Source organism: Streptomyces sp. GQ60, assembly GCF_059758875.1.
Genome location: NZ_JCAXEG010000007.1, coordinates 329,072 through 346,127, shown reverse-complemented (window position 1 = coordinate 346,127; position 17,056 = coordinate 329,072). Strand labels below are relative to the sequence as shown.

Sequence of the window (17,056 nt, the reverse complement as noted above, 5' to 3'; positions counted from 1 at the left end):
TCCTGAGGCTTTCAGGGAGTGCGCAGCACCAGCGCCCCGACCGCGGCTGCCGCGGCCCGCTCGACGAGTGCGGTGCCGGCCTCCCGCGTGGGCTGGCCGTCGGTGAGGACGACGACCAGCAGCGTGTGCCCGGCGCGCTCGACGAGGCCCGTGCTGTTGACGGCCCAGAGCGCGGGCGTTCCGACCGGGAGCCAGCCGTTCTTGAGCACGGGCCGGTCGCCGGGGGCTGCCGCTGCGCCGACGCCCCAGTTCTGTCCGCCGGCTATGTCGCTCATGAGGGCGCGTACGTACGACCGGGATGCGGCGGTCAGCGGCGAGTTCTGCGTGAACACGGCCTTCAGGTGGGTGATTTGGTCGTGGACCGTGGTCCGGGTGAGTCCCCAGGGCCCCCGTTGGCCGGCGTGTGCCGGGGCGAATCCGAGTCGGGCGTTGGCCGCGTCCAGACCCCGGCGTCCGCCGATGCCGATCCAGAGTTCCTGAGCGGCGTCGTTGTCGCTGAAGCGGATCATGTCGGAGGCCAGCCGCCGCTGGGCGGAGGTGAGCCGGACCCCACGGTCCTGGGCCCGCAGCAGCAGGGCGGCCAGGATGATGCTCGCGGAGGTGAAGGTCTCGGTGGACGGGCCGTAGGCGGCCGCGCGGCCCGAGGTGAGGTCCTCGACGGCGAGCGCGTACCGGCCGTGGTGCGCCCCGAGCCCGTCGAGCGCGCGGCGCACGGCCTGCTCCGCGGTCGCCGTGTCCGCAGTCGCCGTGTCCGCGGGGGCGGGTCCCGGCCGGGGCGGCAGCGTGCCGGGCGCCGTCGGGGCTGCCGCCGTCGGCAGGGGGCGGGGAGGCGTGCCCTGGGCGAGACCGGGGACCAGGAGGTGGGCCACCAGGGCGGCGCCCACGAGCAGGGGCAGGAACGGCAGGAAGGCTGTCCGACGCTTCATACCGGCACTCGCTTTCGGATGTCGGGCCCGGGCACGCGGACATCACCCCGGGGCGTGGCAGGGCCTGCCGATGCGGGTGGGGGCATGTCAGGGCGTGGCAGGGCTCCGGACGTGCCGCCGTACGGGCTCGGTCCGGTCTCGTCTGGTGCTGTCGCCTGCGGTCGGCTGCTGTCGCGCCTCAGCGGCAGCCGCTGGTGCGGGTCACCCGCCGCAGGATCTGGCGATCTTCGCGTTCTCGTCGATCTCGACCGGGAAGTGGAAGTCGCCGCCGAGGTGCACGGTCCAACCGTGGGTGAGGGTGCCGGACGAGGGGTTGTCGGCGAGCCAGAGCAGGGGTGCGGTGGAGGAGCAGGTGCCGGCGGTCGCGCCCTGGGCGGAGCGCAGTTGCTCGGTCACGTACTGCTTCCCGAGCGCCGCCGCTGCCGTGGAGTCACCGGACTTGGCGGCCGCCACCAGCCCGCCGTAGAAGCCGGAAACCGTGGGGTCGCCCGCCTTGCCGCCGCCGGTGCTCGTCGCGCAGGTCAGGTCGGTCACCTTGCCCGTGGTCCCGTCGAAGGCGAGGGAAGGGGTCCGGTCGAGCCGTTCGGTCCCCCGGTACAACAGGACCTCACCCGCCGCCAGCACGCCGTCGACCGTGACGCCGCAGGTCACACCGAGCGAGTCGGCGCCCCAGATCCGCTGGTACGTCGGCTCGTTGGCGAACAGCGCCGCCACCTCGGCCGGAACCACGCCGGAGCGGGTGGCCGGGTTCTGGTAGCGCAGGGCGGCGAGGAACAGGGTGTTCGCCGTCCGGGCCGGGTCGGCCGGCGGTGCCGTGGGCGGGGGAGGCGCGTCGGCACTCGGCGCGGTCGCTGCCGGTACGGGCGCCGGGGCGCGGTCCTGGCCCTGTCGGGCGAAGAACCCGCCGCCCAGGGCCACGATCGCCACGGTTGCCGCCGCACCTGTCCGCAGGCGCAGGCGGTGGCGCCGGCGCACCGACCCGATGAGGCCGTCCACGTCGTAGCCGCGCGGCGGTTCCTGCCGGGTGCGGTCGAGCATGGCCGCGGCCAGCTCCTCCTCCAGGTCGAAGTCCTTCATGCCGCCTCCTCCGAACGTGCGCGCAGTGCGTGTGTGCCGACGGTCGACCGGAGCTTCGACAGGCCCCGGGCCACCTGGGACCGGACCGAGCCGGCCGAGATGTTCATCAAGCGGCCGATCTCCGCGTCGTCGAGGTCTTCGAAGTACCGCAACACCAGCACGGTCCGCATGCCGACCGGCAGGGACTGCAGTGCGCGCATCAACTCGTCGCGAACCACGAGGCCCTTGTACGGATCGACGTGCCCGCCCCCGATGCCGTCGTCCAGGGGTACTTCCGCCCGGCCGCGCAGCTTGCGCCACCGGTCGTTCGCGAGGTTCACCAGGATCCGGCGCGCGTAGGCCTCCGGTGCGTCGGCGGAGCGGACCTTGCGCCAGTGCCGGCACACCTGCTCCAGCGTGGACTGCACCAGGTCGTCGGCCACATGACGCTCGCCGGTGATCAGCAGCGCGGTCCTGAACAGCGCCGACGACCGTGCCTCCACGAAGGCCGTGAAGGCAGGGACGTCAGCGGTTCGCATGGCCACCCGGCCCGTGCCTCTTGAGCATCTGCGTCCCTCCCGAAGCCCCCTTGGCTCCCCCGCCCCACCTGACGGAGCCCGCTCCCCGACTGCTGCACGCGATCTCCGACCGTGACCCAAGCGTTATCCCCTCCGGCCCCTCGGAGGCGTGCGCGCCCCCCGGCACCCATCCCCTGCACGGCTCTGACCAGGTACGCGGGGCAGCACAGGATGAGTAGGCGTACTCAGGTGGCGGGACCCGGCAGCTTCGAGACTGGCAACAGAACGAACGAAGCGGAACGCAGAACGGGAAACGGAGAACGTCATGGTGCGGCGCTGGTCAAAGGCTGAGATGTGGGTGCCCGGTGCGTACCTGGCGCTGGTGGTCGCGATGCTGGTCTACATCGCGGTCGGCAGCCGGACGGGGGACATCGGGATCTTCGCAGTCTGGCCGATCCTCGCCACCGCGCCGGTCAGCCTCCTGCTGCTGGGCGTCTTCGGACCCGCGGCGGACGCCCTGGACGAGTCGGCCCCGGTCGAGGGGCCCATCTACGAAGGCTCGCAGCCGCCCGAGCCGCCGCCCACGGCGTTCGCACCGGGGTCCGCCCCGCCCTCGGACTGGGTGGCGCCGGACACGTCCTACGAGGGCAAGCTCGACATGGGGGCCGAATTCGGCTTCTACGGCGCGATCCTGGTCAGCGCCCTGGTCAACGCCGCGGCGATCTGGGGCCTGCTCCGCTACGTGGCGCGGCGGCGCACCGCCAGGCCCGCCCAGGGTTAGACGAAGAGGGCGCTCGGGCGCGGGAGAGGTGCCCCCCGAGGCTCGCAGCCGGGTCCGGCATCAGGCTCCGAAGCTCTGGAGGGAGCGGACGAGGGCCGTCACGAAGGCGTCCCGGGCGTGGGCGGGGAGGAGGTCCAGGGACAGGTACGGGTTGAGGTCCTCCAGTTCCACCAGGAGGAGGTCGCCCGAGGGGGCCCGGCAGGCGTCCACGCGCTGAATGCCGTGGGTGAGGGTGTTCCAGGCGATGAAGGTGCGGGCGAAGGAGAGGTCCGCGGGCGTGGGGTCGTAGGGGGCGAGCTCCCAGCGGCGGGCCGGGTCGGGGGCGTAGAGGGCGTACTGGAAGGTGTCGTCCACGAAGTAGAAGGAGACTTCGTAGGAGAAGTCGATCCGGGGCTGGATCAGGAACTCCCCCGGGGCGCAGTCCGGGTGCGGGGTGAAGGTCAGGCCTATCGAGTCCGCTCCCTGTTTCGGCTTCACCGCGTAGGTGGGGGACGGGGGCAGGAGGTGCAGGTGCGCCGGGTCGTCGATCGTCGGGATGACCGGGTGGCCCGAGGCGGTCAGGTCGACGAGGTACTGCTTGCCCGCCATGTCGCCGCGGCCCGTCAGGGGGTTGTAGACGCGGGTGCCGGCGGCGAGGGCGGCCGCGCGGAACGAGTCGTAGGCCTGCTGGTGGTGGATGACCGGGCCGCTGTTGCGGACGACGACCGTGTCGAAGGCCGGGAGGAGGGCCTCCGCGTCCAGGGGGTGGCAGAGGGCCAGCGGGAAGTGCTCGCGCAGGCGTGCGGTGAGGAAGACGTCCTCGTCGCCGTAGCGGCGGCCGCGCGCCGGGTACGCCAGGTCGGTCACGTAGAGGAGTGGCATGACGGGAACCTATCGCGGGCAGCGATGAGGGCGTGAAATACCTGGTACGGGACAAAATGCTGGCCATCGGGGACGACTACTGGATCGAGGACGAGGACGGCCGGCACGCCTTCCTCGTCGACGGGAAGGCCCTGCGGTTCCGGGACACCCTGGAGTTGAAGGATCCCGACGGGCGGATCCTCATCACGTTGCGGGAGAAGCTCTTCGCCCTGCGCGACGCGATGACCCTGGAGCGCGACGAGCGGCGGCTCGCGGTGATCCGGAAGAAGCGGCTCTCGCTGCTGCGCAACCACTACCTGGTCACGCTCAACGAGGGCACCGAGCTCGATGTCAGCGGGCGGATCCTGGACCGGGAGTTCAAGGTCGAGTACGAGGGGGAGCTGCTCGCCCTGGTCTCCCGGCAGTGGTACCGGATCCGCGAGACGTACGCCGTCGACGTGGTCCGCGAGGACGCCGACGCCTCGCTGCTGATCGCCGTCGCGGTGTGCGTGATCCGGATGGCGGAGAAGGAGCGGGAGGGCCCGGGCGAGGAGTAGCCCCGCTCGGACGCGTCGTACCGCTCAGTCGCAGTCGCCGCTGCCGCAGTCCTTGAGCGGGCCCGCGCCGGGGATGGCCGTGAGGGCCCGGCGCAGAGCGGCGCGCTCGGATCCGGTGAGGTTCTCGTCGTACGTCACCTCCAGGCGGGTCCCGGGAGCGACGAACTTCTCGTGGAAGCCCGTCACTCCGGGCAGCCGGAGGTCCGCCTTGGCGACGCCTTCGTCGCTGTACAGGGAGCCGGGCATGTCCACGGAGTAGGCGTACGAGGGCCTCAGATAGACCTGGTACGCCATCGCGCCGACGCCCATCAGCACCGCCCCGGTCACCAGCGCGGCGACGCCGGCGTACACGCGGGCGGGGGCCGGGCCGCGGCGCGGATCGGCCGAGCGGGCCAGGAGCAGCACGACCGCCGACGGGATCACCGGGAACAGGCCGAAGTCGGCCAGCAGGATCCCGAGGAGGAGCCCGCCCGCACCGATGGCGAGGCACAGGGCGCGGAAGGCATCGCGGTCGCGGACGAAGAGGGTCGATGAGATGACGACGAGGGGGAAGAACATGATCGGGCCGAGCGGGGACGCCAGCCCCCAGGCCGCCGTGGCGGCGGTGAGGAGGGTGGCGAGGCCGGCCACCGACCGCTGGAGCCAGTGGGTCCGTTCCACCGGAACGGAGGCCGGTTCGGGCTGCGGCACCGAAGCCGGTGCCGGTGCCGGTGCCGATTCCGCTTCCGCTTCCGCTTCCGCTTCCGAAGCCGGTTCGACCGACCGTGCCGGTTCCGCCGCCGTCATTCCGTTTGCCATGGCCCCCACCCCGTCCGTGTACGCGTCCCCCGAGGGCTCCGCGCGAGTAAACCACGCACGTGTGCCGGGACCGTCCGCGGGCTCAGAGGCCGAGACGGCGGTCCTTCAGGGCCGGGAACTGCTCGCGGGTTTCGCCGACCTTCTTCGGGTCGAGGTCGACCGTCAGGACCTCCTCCCCCGGGCCCGCCTCCGCCAGGACCTCGCCCCACGGGTCCACGACCAGGCTGTGGCCGGCCTGTTCCACGCCCCCGTTGGTGCCGGCCGTCCCGCACGCGAGGACGTACGACTGGTTCTCGACGGCACGGGCCCGGTTCAGCAGCGTCCAGTGGCCCCGGCGGCGGGCCGGCCAGCCCGCGGAGACGACCAGCGTCGTCGCCCCGGCGTCGACCAGACCGCGGAACAGCTCCGGGAAGCGCAGGTCGTAGCAGGTGGCGAGGCCGAGGGTCTGCTCCGGCAGGGCGACCGCGGTCAGGGACTCGCCCGCGGACATCAGGACGGCCTCACCCTGGTCGAAGCCGAAGCGGTGGATCTTGCGGTACGTGGCCGCGAGCTCGCCCGTCGGGGAGAGGACGAGCGCGGTGTTGTAGAGGGAGCCGTCGCCCGCGCGCTCCACGAAGGAGCCGGCGTGCAGCCAGACGCCGGCATCGCGGGCGGCGGCGGCCATGGCCCCGTAGGTCGGTCCGTCCAGCGGCTCGGCCTCCGTCTCGAACTGCTCGTAGGCGAAGGCGCCCACGGTCCACAGTTCCGGCAGGACCACGAGGTCCGAGCCGGACTGTTCTCGCACGAGGTCAGCGGCACGGGAGCGGCGGGAAACCACCGACTCCCCCTCATTCACCGCGATTTGGATCAGGGAAGCGCGCACAGTACCACCGTCCTGGCTATCAAGCCGTCAACTCGGGCCTACGATCGTCACACGAAAGCACTGCCGGGGTGCTCACCGGCAGCGTAGTTTTGAAGCCATTGCACAAGCTTCCAGAACGCGCCAATGAGCCAACGCGCCAACAGGCCAATGATCAGCACGCTAGGGGTCCCGTTGACCGTCCATCCGCATCCCAGCCTTCAGCCCTACGCCGACGCGTGGACCCACTCCGTCGAGGCGATATCCGAGCTGGTCCTTCCGCTGACGGAAGGCGAGTGGAACCGGGCGACGCCCTGCCCGAACTGGTCCGTGCGCGATGTCGTCTCCCACATCATCGGCATCGACTGCGAGCAGTTGGGCGACCCGCGGCCGATCCACACCCTGCCGCGGGACCTGCGGCACGTGGTCGACGAGTTCTCCCGGTACATGGAAGTGCAGGTCGACGTGCGGCGCCACCACACCGCGCCCGAGATGACCTCCGAGCTGGAGTACACGATCATCCGCCGCTCCCGGCAGCTGCGGAACGAGAAGCGGGATCCGGCCACGATGGTCCGCGGCCCGCTGGGCGAGCCGGCCACCCTGGAGCACTCGCTGCGACTGCGCGCGTTCGACGTGTGGATCCACGAGCAGGACCTGCGGGCGGCCCTGGGGGCACCGGGGAACTGGGATTCGCCGGGGGCGTACGTGGCCAGGGACGTCCTGCTCTCCGGGCTGCCGAAGGTGGTCGCGAAGAAGGCGGGCGCGCCCGCGAACTCGGCCGTCGTCATCGACGTGCACGGGGCGCTGGAGTTCATGCGGACCGTACGGGTCGACGCGGAGGGCCGCGGCACCATCGACAAGGCACCCTCGCTGGGGCCCGCGGTGACGCTGACCCTGGACTGGGAGACGTACGTCCGCCTCGCGGCCGGCCGGGTGCGTCCGCACACGGTGGCCGACCGGGTGAAGGTGGAGGGCGACCCGGCACTGGCCGAAGCCATCCTGGCCAACTTCTCCGTGACTCCGTAGACCGGAGAAACCTTGGTGTGGTCCGTGGTGTCGTCCGCTGCCGTACCGGCAGCGGACCGGTTCGATTGGTTTTCCGACGTGGTGGCGCAGCAATTGGTGTCGACGTCGATCAGGAGTGAGCACGCGCGGGACTTCCAGGCGGAGGCCGCCGTGCTGGACCTGGGCTCCGTGCAGGTGTCGAAGTTCGGCTACGCCCCGCTGCGCGCCCGGCGCACGGCGGCGCACGTCCGCAGCAGCGACCCCGAGCAGTACCAGTTGGGGCTGGTGACCAGCGGGTCCATGTGGATCGCGCAGAACCGGAACGAATCGGGGCCGTTCTCGGGGGACCTGGTGCTGTGGGACACCTCGCACCCCTTCGAGTCGGCCGTCCCGGGCACCGAGCCGGTCCGGGCCGTGATCCTCTCGCTCCCCCGCACCGCGCTCCCGCTGCGGTCGGAGCGGGTGGACCGGGTGCTCGCCGAGCGGATCCCCGCCGACCGGGGGATGGGGGCGATCCTCGCGCAGTACATGCGCTCCCTGGCCGCGCACGGGGAGGAGTGCGCGCCCGCCGAGCTGGAACAGCTGGGCTCCGTCGCCCTCGACCTGGCCAGTGCCTGCCTCGCCGGGCAGATCGGGTCCGATGACGAGTTGTCCGAGGAGAGCCGGACCCGGGCGCTGCTGGCCCGGATCGACACCTTCATCGGGCACAACCTCGGTGATCCCGAGCTGACCCCGTCCCAGGTCGCAGCCCGGCACAGCCTTTCGCTGCGCCGGCTCCAGCTCCTGTTCCGGGAGCGCGGGGAGGGCGTCGCGGCCGCCATCCGGCGGCGCCGGCTGCAGCGCTGCCGCGAGGACCTCGCCGACCCGGGGCAGCCGACCGTGCCCGTCCACACCGTGGCCGTGCGCTGGGGATTCACCAACGCCTCGGTGTTCAGCCGCCTGTTCCGCGATACGTACGGGGCCAGTCCCAGCGAGTTCCGCCGCGCCGCGGTGGAGGAGGCCGCGGCGGCGGGAGCGGCCGGTGCCCCGGCCAATGGCACAGTCGGGCCTCCGACCTAGGCCGCTGCGCGCATTGTCAACGGTCCCTGCGCGCAGTGCACACGCGGCCGCGCGGGGCCCTCATAGGCTCGGCACGCGTTGGCCGGAACCCGACTCCGCGGAGCGGACGGACGAATGGGTGGGAAAGGACGGGGGTCTGTCCCACCCGGTCCCGTCCTCCGCGGTACGGGGCCTGCGCGCATGCCGGGCCGGCACCGGACGTCACCGGGCCGGCCGCGGGTCGGCAGGGGTGCCGACGGGGGCGCCGGCCCCGGAGGCGGCCACGGCGGTGGCGGCCGGGACCGGGGCCGACGGGGTGACCGGGGCGACCGGAGCCGCACCCGTCCCCGCACGCTCGCGTTCGCGGGCCAGGGCGCGGCCGCGCAGGCGCAGGATCTGGGCGAGGCCCAGGAGTTCGAGGACGAAGACCGACGAGAACGCGATGCGGTAGTTGTCCCCGGTGGCGTCGAGCAGCAGGCCCACCACCAGCAGGGTCGTCATCGAGGCGATGAATCCGCCCATGTTGGTGATTCCGGAGGCGGTGCCCTGACGTTCCGCCGGGTTGGCGGGCCGGGCGAAGTCGAAGCCGATCATCGACGCCGGTCCGCACGTGCCCAGCACCAGGCAGAGCGCGATCAGCAGCCACATCGGCGCGTGGTCCCCGGGGTAGGCCAGGACCGAGCCCCAGAGCAGGGCGGTGAGGCCGACCGTGCCCAGGGCGAGCGGGATCCGGGAGGACTGCCTCCGGCCGACGATCTGGCCGTAGACCAGGCCGAGCGCCATGTTCGAGGCGACCACCAGCGTGAGCAGCCCGCCCGCGGTGGTCCGCGAGAGCCCCTGGGCCTCGACGAGGAAGGGCATGCCCCACAGCAGCAGGAACACCATCGCCGGGAACTGCGTCGTGAAGTGCACCCACAGGCCGAGCTTCGTGCCCGGCTCCCGCCAGGAGTCGGCGATCTGGCGCCGTACGAATCCCCCCGCGGCGGAGCCTCCCGCGCCGGAGTCGCCCGCCCCGGTGGCCGCCCGCGGCGCGGGCTCGTGTCCCTCCGGGTGGTCGCGCAGGAACAGCACGAGCGGGACCAGGACGACCAGTCCCGCCGCCGCGCTGCCCGCGAACGCGGGCACCCAGCCGACCCCGTGCAGCACGGGGGCCAGGACCAGCGTGGAGATCAGGTTGCCGGCCATCCCGACCAGGCCGGCCAACTGCGCCATCAGCGGGCCCCGGCGAGCCGGGAACCAGCGGGTGCCGAGCCGCAGCACGGAGATGAAGGTCATGGCGTCGCCGCAGCCGAGCAGCGCGCGGGCCGCCAGGGCCATCCCGTAGGAGGGAGAGAGCGCGAAGCCGATCTGGCCGGCGGTGAAGAGCACGGCGCCGAGGGTGAGCACCTTCTTGGTGCCGAGGCGGTCGACCATCAGGCCGACGGGTATCTGCATGCCCGCGTAGACCAGCAGCTGGAGCAGGGAGAAGGCGGACAGCGCCGAGGCGTTCACGTGGAAGCGGTCGGCGGCCTCCAGCCCGGCGACGCCGAGGCTGGTGCGGAAGATGACCGCCACGAAGTAGACGGCGACGCCGATCGACCAGACGAGCACCGCCTTCCGGCCGCCCGGAGGGTCCTTGAAGACCGTCGTCCCGGGGAAGGCCGCGGGGGCGGAGCTCATCGGGCGGACCCCCGCACCAGTTCCCCGACCCGGCTCACGTGGGCCCGTACGGCCGCGGCGGCCGTGTCGGCGTCGCCCGCGCGCAGGGCGTCGAGGATCTCCCGGTGCTCGGCCAGCGTCCGCTCCACCCGCTCGGGGTGCGCGTGCAGCAGGGCCACGCCCATGCGGAGCTGGCGGTCGCGCAGTTGGTCGTAGAGGCGGCAGAGGATCTGGTTGCCGGCACTGCGCACGATCTCCGCGTGGAAGGCCCGGTCGGCGGCGATCATCGCGCCGAGTTCGCCCGCCGCGGCGAGCCGGCGCTGCTCCTCGACCAGTTCCGCGAGCCGCTCCAGCAGCCCGGCCGGGGCGGGTACCGCCCGGCGGACGGTGAACTCCTCCACCAGCAGCCGGGTTTCGATCACATCGGCGATCTCCTGGGCGGAGACCGCGAGGACGAGGGCGCCCTTCTTCGGGTACAGCTTCAGCAGTCCCTCGGTCTCCAGCCGCAGCAGCGCCTCACGCACCGGTGTGCGCGAGACCCCGACGGCGACCGCGAGCTCGCCCTCGGTCAGCAGCACCCCGCCCTCGTAGCGGCGGTCGAGCACGGCCTGCTTGACGTGTCGGTAGACGCGTTCGGCAGCGGTCACGGCGGTACTGGCGGGCGGCATGCGCACAGCATAGATACAAGACAGGTGCAACCCGGGAGCCCGTCCACGATGTGGACCGTCCCCTGTGGACCGTCACGATGTGGACCCTCACCGCACCGTGACGTCCAGCACGAACTCGTCGTACGCGGCCTCGTCCGGATACGGCGGACGGACCTGCGCGAAACGGATCCTGGCCCGGCCCGCCACCCGCCCCCGTACGAGGTACACCCGCTCCACCGTCGCCCCGGGAGGCGGCTCCGGCGGGGCGGCGGCCGGCGGCCCCTCCGACACCGAGACGGCGTCCGTGTCGCCCGTCACCCGCCAGGTCCACACGTAGCCGCGCGCACCGCGCCCGGTGAGCCGCAGCTCGTACGCGTCACCGGGCGCGAGCACCACCTCGCGCACCTCCACGCGGACTCCTCTCCTGTGGAAACGGCCTACGCCGGGCCGATCACCGCCCCCTCGTGCCAGCCGGCGCCGTCGCGCCAGTAGTGCTGGAGCAGGCGGTCGGTGCGCAGGACGATCACCTCCAGGTTGAACCCGAAACTGCCCTGGAGCATCCCGGTGACCGCCAGCGCGTCGTGGCCGAAGACCGCGGAGCGCTGCCAGGCGGCGCCGCCGGCGTTGCCGCGCCACCAGTGCTCGACGCGGCCGCCCGGGCCCGTCACGCACAGCTCGTAGTTCCCGGCGGTGTCCTCGTCGGCCGCCCCGTACTGCGCCTCGATCAGGCAGGGCGCCGAGGTGATGCCGGAGGCGAAGATCTCGCCGGGGCGCCAGACGAACCCGTTCGGGTCGTCGCGCCACCACAACTGCATCCGGCCGTCGGTGCGGGTGGCGACCAGGTCGAGGTGGCGGGCGCGGGTCTGCACCAGGGCCGGGCCGAAGTGGGCGATGCCGGAGGCGAAGCGACCGCCGTCGTTCCAGGTCCAGGGGGCGCCGTTGATCCGCCACCAGTGGTTGAGGCGGCCGTCGGCGGTGCGGACGACCACCTCGAAGTTGCCGGGCGCCCCGTAGTCGCTCTGGATGAAGGCCGGGGTCGAGCCCACCGCCGCGTCGCCGGGGCCGAAGGCGCCGCCGTCGCGCCAGGCGCCGCCGAAGTGCTCGTAGTACCAGTGGCGCAGCCGGCCGCCGGTGGTGACGTGCAGCGACTCCATGTTCCGGTTGTACGTGGTCCCCGTGAAGGCGGGCTGGCCCGAGGCGTCGGAGGCGAAGCTCTGGGCGGGGGTCCAGGCGAAGGGGGCGTCGCCCTCGCGCCACCAGTGGCGCAGGGAGCCGGCCGCTCGGCCTGATCCGCCTGATCCGCCTGATCTGCCTGATCCGCCTGATCCGCCTGATCCGCCTGATCCGCCTGATCTGCCTGATCCGCCTGATCCGCCTGATCCGCCTGCTCCGCCTGATCCGCCGAGGGCCGCCAGCTCGAAGTTGCGGTGGGCGCGGCCGTTGCCGCTCTCGTAGACGTTGCCGGTGTGCAGGCGGCGCTTGCTCCACGGGTCGATGTTGGTGTCCTGGAGCCCGCACTTCGCCCAGTCGTCGATCCGCGCCTCGCCGTACGCGATCCGGCCGTACCCGCCGACGTGGTGGCCGGTGCCCCAGGAGTTCTTGAACAGCCAGCAGCCGGCCGCGTCGTCGTAGCCGGTGATCAGGACGCAGTGGCCGCCCCCCAGGCGGTCGCTGGTGCGGTGGTAGACCCCGGAGCCGAGGCCGAAGAAGTCCTCGTACACGTCGAAGCAGGCGGTCAGCGGGCCCACCGTGTCCAGCCACACCTTCTGCTGCTCCACGTCGCCGAGCCGCACGTGGCCCCCGGTGATGCGGACGGTCCGCCCGGAGCGGTCCCAGCTCGGCGTGTACTCGGTCCGCCAGGCCTCCCGGCGGTCGACCGGGGTACCGGGGGGCGGCGGCGAGTACGGCCAGCAGCCCGGGTCCGCGAGCCCGCCGTTGGTCCGGATCCAGTCGAGGGCGGCCTCGGGGCTGCCCGTCTGCCCGCAGGGGGCCTTCATCCCGTCGTGCAGGTCCCCCTCGGACCGCTCGGCCCATACGTGGTGCTCGATGCGGGCCATCGACTCGACCAGCCCGGCCGCCCCGAACGCCCAGGAGGCGCTGCACGGCCCCTGGTCCTTCACCCGGGTGAGCCAGGGGCGGCCCCACCGGCTGCGCCAGTCCACGGCGGAGGGGCGGGCGGCGGCGGCACCGGCTCCCGTGGCCCCGCCGGTGCCGGTGCCCGTGCCCGCACCGGTGCCCGTGCCGGGGAGCAGCCCGTGCGCCGCCCTGCGCCGGGTGAGGTGCGGATTGCCGCTGACCCGGCCCACGAGGCTCCGCAGGTCCACCGGCGGCGCGGCCGCGGCAGGGGTCAGCTCCGCTGCCGCCGCCGTGCTCGCACCCAGGCCCAGGGCGGGCCTCGGTACCGGATCCCCGTCGGCAAGGTGCTCGCTCACGGACCACCGCGCCCCGCGCGCCGCGAGCAGGGCCCGCAGCTCCCCCGCCGTCTGGACACGCCCCTCCGACTGCTCCGGCATTCCGGCCCCCCAACGCACCGTACGGATCCGAGCCCCGGGAGCGTCCACCTGGGCCGGGGGCGCGTCAAGGGGGTCCGTACGGTCGCGCGGCGGCACACCGGTCGCACGCGGACGCCGCCGCTGGGTGACCGGGGCCGCGGGGGGCGCGTCCCTTCTTGCGAAGATCGACGCCATGACGATCCCGCTCTGCGTGGACCGGATCCTCGGCGACCGTTCCTTCGCCGAGATCGGTGACCCCGTGCTGGCCGCCGCCGACGCGCGGCGCGGCCTGCCGGCCGTGGCGGGCGCCCGCTCGGCCCGGCGGCTGTTCCGGTACTCCTGGGAGCCCGGCGAGACACACTTCGGCGGTCCGGGCATCGAGGCCGCGGACGGAACCCTGGTTCACGCCGGAACCGTCCACCACGGCCAAGGGCTCCAGCCCGGGGGGTCGTTCGTCGTCCGGCGCGAGACGGCCGACGGCCGCCCGCGGTGGGTGTTCCGTACCGACCGGAAAGCCACCGCACTGGACGCCGACGCGGCCACCACCGGCCGCTTCCTCATCGGCACCGGCGACGGCCGCATCCTCGAATGCTCCGCCGCGTAGCGACCCACGTCGGCCGGATCCAGGGGCGGGCCGCCGGTCGGCACGCGGGCGCCCGGCCGGGCGCTGCCGCTCAAGGGCGGGCAGCGCCGGGCCGGGGGGCGGCAGCCGCTACTGGACGGGCAGCGGGACCGGGAGCGGCGGGGCCGGGACCGGGAGCGGGGGCAGGCCCGGGAGGCCGAGGCCGGTGAGCAGGGCGACCAGGGCTGCGACCAGGTCGGTCACCACGTCCGTGGCCTTGGCCTTGGCGTCGGTGGAGCAGCCGCAGGGGCCGGCGGCCTTGGTGAGGCCGTCGACGGAGCCCTTGAGCTTGTCGACGGCACCCGTGGCCAGGTCGAGCGGGCCTGCGGCGGGCTTGGCCTTGGGGGCGGAGACGGGGAGCGCCCCGGGGAGCGCAGGCGCCGCCACCGGGAGCTTCGGGGCGTCGACGGGCAGCTTCGGAGCCTCGACGGGCAGCTTCGGCGCATCCACCGGGAGCTTCGGCGCATCCACGGGCAGCTTCGGCGCATCCACCGGCAGCTTCGGCGGGTCCACCGGGAGGGCGGGAGCGTCCACCGGCGGGAGCGGTACCGGCAGGGCCGGGGCGGCGGGCAGGCTCTTCTTCAGCTCCTCGATCGCGGCGGCGATCTTCTCCTTGAAGGCGGCCAGGTCCGCCTCCGGGATCTTGCCGTCGGGGGACTTCAGGACGGCCGCCAGCAGATCGGTGATGGGTTTGAGCAGCCCGCCGACCCCGCCCAGCGACTGCACCTGCGCGAGCAGGGCCTCGGTACCGGGGATGGCCTTCCCGGCCGGTGCGGCCGCCACGAACGCGGCGGCGGCCTGCGGCTTCGCGGACGACTCCGCGGCCGCCGACGCCAGACCGGGGGACGCGGTCAGCAGGGTCAGGCAGAGGGCGGCGGGGACGGTGTAGCGCGTGATGCGGTGCAACGTAGCTCTCCTGTCGAGGAGCCCCGACATGGGACGTGCCGGGGCGTGCCGTGCAGTGGGACGTGCAGTGGGACGTGACATGGGACGTGTCCCAGCCCACTCACCGACACCCCGTCAGGCCCCGCAACCCGAGCCCCCGCACCGCCCCCGCGGACACGCCGCGCAACCGGCCTACGTACGCCCTTGACCTGCGTCTACGCCGTCACCCTCGGGCGATGCCCCGTCAGGCGGGTCCCTCCCAGCGGATCTCGCCGTCCTGGACCCGGTCCGTGGCGGTCAGCCCGACCCGCGCCGCGACGGCCGCGGACGCGGTGTGGCCGGGGTGGATGTGCGCGACGACGGTGCGCACCCCTGCCTGCGCCCCGAGCCACTCCACCATTGCCCGGGCCGCCTCGACGGCGATGCCGCGGCGCTGCCAGGGCGTACCGACGACCCAGGCGATCTCCGCGGCCTCCCCGGCCACGGTCGCCTGGACCGTGCCGGTCAGGCAGTCCTCGGCGTCGAGCCGGACCACCCAGTTGCACCAGGAGACGGCGGGGTCGGTCGAACCGGCGACCAGTCGCGCGTAGCGCGCACGCAGGGCCGCCTCGGTGAGCGGCTCGCCCCCGATGAAGCCGTGCAGCTCCGGGTCGCCCAGCACGACGGCCATCTCCTCGGCGTGCGAGGCCTCCAGCGGCAGCAGGGTCAGCCGCCCGGTCCGGATGATCACCCCGCCTGCGCCGCCGCGAAGTCGGCCCACGCGGTGGCGGCGACCCGGATGATCGGCCCGTCACTCCGCTTGCTGTCCCGGACGGCGACGGTGCCGACGATGTTGGTGGCCACCTCGACGCACTCAGAATCGGCCTGGTCGTCGCTATAGCTGGACTTCACGAACTCGAACTGGTTCACGGGCTTACGTACCTTTACTGATGGCGTCGATCAGGTTCACGGAGTCATGCGGCGAGAGACTCAGACGGGACACCCGTGCGAAGGCCCGGCTGAACGCCTCGTTGCCTTCCGACCCCTCCACCCAAACCTTAGCCGCGGCCGTCTCGGCGTAAGCGACGTCCAATGCTCCCGGTTCCGCGAACGAAATGATGTTGAACGAGCCCGAGGCTCCGTGGTGCGCTCCCGCCCGAAAGGGCAACACCTGTACGTGGACGTGGGGCAGCCTGGCCATCTCGGCCAGGTGACGGAGCTGCCCGCGCATCACCTCGGGGCTGCCGATCTGCTGGCGCAACGCGGCCTCCCACACCACCGCGTGGAATTCGAGTGGTTGCTCGCCCCACAGCCGCGCTTGGCGCTTGACCCGAGACGTAACCAGCACCTCGATCTCGTCGGGGTGCGACCAGTTGGACGTGACCCCCAGCGCCCTCATGTACTCGGGGGTCTGGAGCAGTCCAGGGACAAGGGCCAGCTGCCACGTACGGATCCGCTTGGCGACCTGCTCCATCGCGATGTACTCGCCCAGCGTGCCGACGAGGTGCATCTGCTGCCACCAGCCCTTGGCCTTGCGCCGCTCCCGGTCCAGCTTGGCCAGCGCCAGCAACCCGGCGACGGCCGACTCGTCCGTCTCCCCGTAGAGCTTGCACAGGGCGACGATGTCCGGGTCCCGGAAGGGAACCCAGCCTCGCTCCATCTTGGCGACCTTGGCCGCCGTGGCGCTCAGCACCTGCGCCGCTTGCGGCTGCGTCAGGCCCGCCGCGTCCCGCAGGCGCAGCAACTCTCCGCCCAGCCGGCGTGCCAGCACCGTGGATACCCGGTTGTCCGTGGGCACTTGATCCACCTCCCTGTACCGGATGCAGTCAACCGCGCCCGGCCCGAACCGCACAACTACTCCTTGGGGATAGATATCTCCGGTAGAGGTTGCACCCATCCACCCGCTCCCCCTACGGTCGGTAACGAACTACTCACCGCACAGAGTCAGTTGGCGGAAGCGCACCGGGCTGTCCACAAGACGGCACCGGCATGCCACCGCCCGTACCGGAGGTGCACAGCCATGGAGCGTCACGACGTACGGAACTACCCGCCCCGCCAGGACTCCGTACCCGCCGCCCGCCGGCACACCGCGTGGCTCGCCGTGGCGTGGGGACGACCCGAGCTGGCGGCGGACGCGGCGCTGCTGACCAGCGAGCTGACCACCAACGCGCTGCTGCACGGCTCCGTGTGGGACCGGTACCTCCGGGTCGAGGTCCGCCTCACCGGAGCAGTGCTCCGCATCGAGGTCACCGATCCGAAGGGAGAGCGCCGGCCCGAACCGCGAGCGGCGGTCGCCGACCACGACCAGTTCGGGCGCGGGCTGCACATCGTCAAAGCCCTCTCGGCGCACTGGGGGTGCACGGACCGGATCGTCGGCAAGACCGTGTGGGCGGAGCTGGCCCACAGCGGAGGGCACAAGACCCCCCGTTAGGGTGA

General features: G+C 72.9%; 20 protein-coding genes. 6 read left to right on the top strand and 14 right to left on the bottom strand.

Translation table 11 applies throughout. The features are described 5' to 3' along the window. Positions 1-11: 11 nt before the first annotated feature. The 3 genes from AC6CKD_RS20420 to AC6CKD_RS20410 form a co-directional block, all read right to left on the bottom strand. On the bottom strand, positions 12-926 hold the full coding sequence (locus AC6CKD_RS20420) for a serine hydrolase (protein WP_498328866.1): 915 nt from the start codon (positions 924-926) through the stop codon (positions 12-14). A gap of 201 nt (positions 927-1,127) precedes the next feature. After that, positions 1,128-2,003 carry a hypothetical protein gene (locus AC6CKD_RS20415; protein ID WP_498328865.1) on the bottom strand — a complete coding sequence of 292 codons (876 nt, stop codon included), beginning with the start codon at positions 2,001-2,003 and terminating at the stop codon, positions 1,128-1,130. Further along, the gene (locus AC6CKD_RS20410; RefSeq protein WP_498328864.1) at positions 2,000-2,521 is read right to left on the bottom strand and encodes a SigE family RNA polymerase sigma factor; all 522 of its coding nucleotides are present in this window, start codon (positions 2,519-2,521) and stop codon (positions 2,000-2,002) included. Before AC6CKD_RS20410 ends, AC6CKD_RS20415 begins: the two co-directional genes overlap by 4 nt. A 337-nt stretch (positions 2,522-2,858) precedes the next feature. Here AC6CKD_RS20410 and AC6CKD_RS20405 point away from each other — a divergent pair, with 337 nt between their 5' ends. Continuing rightward, positions 2,859-3,281: an SCO4225 family membrane protein gene (locus AC6CKD_RS20405; RefSeq protein WP_498328863.1), complete on the top strand. Its 423-nt coding sequence runs from the start codon at positions 2,859-2,861 to the stop codon at positions 3,279-3,281. Positions 3,282-3,341: 60 nt separating this feature from the next. Here the strand turns inward: AC6CKD_RS20405 and AC6CKD_RS20400 are convergent, their stop codons facing one another. Next, on the bottom strand, positions 3,342-4,142 hold the full coding sequence (locus AC6CKD_RS20400) for a hypothetical protein (protein ID WP_498328862.1): 801 nt from the start codon (positions 4,140-4,142) through the stop codon (positions 3,342-3,344). Positions 4,143-4,174: 32 nt separating this feature from the next. Between AC6CKD_RS20400 and AC6CKD_RS20395 the strand changes: the two genes are divergently transcribed. Continuing rightward, positions 4,175-4,678 (top strand): LURP-one-related/scramblase family protein, encoded by a 504-nt coding sequence (locus tag AC6CKD_RS20395; RefSeq protein ID WP_498328861.1) that lies wholly within the window; start codon positions 4,175-4,177, stop codon positions 4,676-4,678. Positions 4,679-4,702: 24 nt separating this feature from the next. On the opposite strand, the gene AC6CKD_RS20390 is transcribed toward AC6CKD_RS20395, so the two are convergent. Both AC6CKD_RS20390 and AC6CKD_RS20385 read right to left on the bottom strand, forming a co-directional pair. Continuing rightward, complete coding sequence (locus AC6CKD_RS20390; protein WP_498328860.1) at positions 4,703-5,338, bottom strand: hypothetical protein; 636 nt, start codon at positions 5,336-5,338, stop codon at positions 4,703-4,705. Positions 5,339-5,558: 220 nt separating this feature from the next. Next, positions 5,559-6,338 (bottom strand): carbon-nitrogen family hydrolase, encoded by a 780-nt coding sequence (locus tag AC6CKD_RS20385; protein WP_498328859.1) that lies wholly within the window; start codon positions 6,336-6,338, stop codon positions 5,559-5,561. A 171-nt stretch (positions 6,339-6,509) separates the two neighbouring features. On the opposite strand from AC6CKD_RS20385, the gene AC6CKD_RS20380 reads away from it, so the two are divergent. Then, complete coding sequence (locus AC6CKD_RS20380; protein ID WP_498328858.1) at positions 6,510-7,340, top strand: maleylpyruvate isomerase family mycothiol-dependent enzyme; 831 nt, start codon at positions 6,510-6,512, stop codon at positions 7,338-7,340. A 15-nt stretch (positions 7,341-7,355) separates the two neighbouring features. Further along, positions 7,356-8,378, top strand: a complete 1,023-nt coding sequence (locus AC6CKD_RS20375) for an AraC family transcriptional regulator (RefSeq protein WP_498328857.1) — start codon at positions 7,356-7,358, stop codon at positions 8,376-8,378. Between the two features lie 201 nt (positions 8,379-8,579). Here AC6CKD_RS20375 and AC6CKD_RS20370 read toward each other — a convergent pair whose 3' ends face one another. The 4 genes from AC6CKD_RS20370 to AC6CKD_RS20355 form a co-directional block, all read right to left on the bottom strand. After that, positions 8,580-10,016, bottom strand: coding sequence for an MFS transporter (locus tag AC6CKD_RS20370; RefSeq protein WP_498328856.1), 1,437 nt, complete (start codon positions 10,014-10,016; stop codon positions 8,580-8,582). After that, positions 10,013-10,663, bottom strand: coding sequence for a GntR family transcriptional regulator (locus AC6CKD_RS20365; RefSeq protein WP_498328855.1), 651 nt, complete (start codon positions 10,661-10,663; stop codon positions 10,013-10,015). The genes AC6CKD_RS20370 and AC6CKD_RS20365 overlap by 4 nt, the downstream gene beginning before the upstream one ends. 87 nt (positions 10,664-10,750) lie before the next feature. Beyond that, positions 10,751-11,053: a protease inhibitor I42 family protein gene (locus tag AC6CKD_RS20360; protein WP_498328854.1), complete on the bottom strand. Its 303-nt coding sequence runs from the start codon at positions 11,051-11,053 to the stop codon at positions 10,751-10,753. A 26-nt stretch (positions 11,054-11,079) separates the two neighbouring features. Next, the gene (locus AC6CKD_RS20355; RefSeq protein ID WP_498328853.1) at positions 11,080-13,155 is read right to left on the bottom strand and encodes a C1 family peptidase; all 2,076 of its coding nucleotides are present in this window, start codon (positions 13,153-13,155) and stop codon (positions 11,080-11,082) included. A 172-nt stretch (positions 13,156-13,327) separates the two neighbouring features. On the opposite strand from AC6CKD_RS20355, the gene AC6CKD_RS20350 reads away from it, so the two are divergent. Then, positions 13,328-13,738: a hypothetical protein gene (locus AC6CKD_RS20350; RefSeq protein ID WP_498328852.1), complete on the top strand. Its 411-nt coding sequence runs from the start codon at positions 13,328-13,330 to the stop codon at positions 13,736-13,738. A 108-nt stretch (positions 13,739-13,846) separates the two neighbouring features. Here the strand turns inward: AC6CKD_RS20350 and AC6CKD_RS20345 are convergent, their stop codons facing one another. The 4 genes from AC6CKD_RS20345 to AC6CKD_RS20330 form a co-directional block, all read right to left on the bottom strand. Continuing rightward, positions 13,847-14,662: a hypothetical protein gene (locus tag AC6CKD_RS20345; RefSeq protein WP_498328851.1), complete on the bottom strand. Its 816-nt coding sequence runs from the start codon at positions 14,660-14,662 to the stop codon at positions 13,847-13,849. Positions 14,663-14,885: 223 nt separating this feature from the next. Continuing rightward, the gene (locus AC6CKD_RS20340) at positions 14,886-15,371 is read right to left on the bottom strand and encodes a GNAT family N-acetyltransferase (RefSeq protein WP_498328850.1); all 486 of its coding nucleotides are present in this window, start codon (positions 15,369-15,371) and stop codon (positions 14,886-14,888) included. Next, the gene (locus AC6CKD_RS20335; RefSeq protein WP_498328849.1) at positions 15,368-15,550 is read right to left on the bottom strand and encodes a DUF397 domain-containing protein; all 183 of its coding nucleotides are present in this window, start codon (positions 15,548-15,550) and stop codon (positions 15,368-15,370) included. The genes AC6CKD_RS20340 and AC6CKD_RS20335 overlap by 4 nt, the downstream gene beginning before the upstream one ends. A 4-nt stretch (positions 15,551-15,554) precedes the next feature. Beyond that, on the bottom strand, positions 15,555-16,418 hold the full coding sequence (locus tag AC6CKD_RS20330) for a helix-turn-helix domain-containing protein (protein ID WP_498328848.1): 864 nt from the start codon (positions 16,416-16,418) through the stop codon (positions 15,555-15,557). Positions 16,419-16,640: 222 nt separating this feature from the next. On the opposite strand from AC6CKD_RS20330, the gene AC6CKD_RS20325 reads away from it, so the two are divergent. After that, positions 16,641-17,051 (top strand): ATP-binding protein, encoded by a 411-nt coding sequence (locus AC6CKD_RS20325; protein ID WP_498328847.1) that lies wholly within the window; start codon positions 16,641-16,643, stop codon positions 17,049-17,051. Positions 17,052-17,056 lie beyond the last annotated feature (5 nt).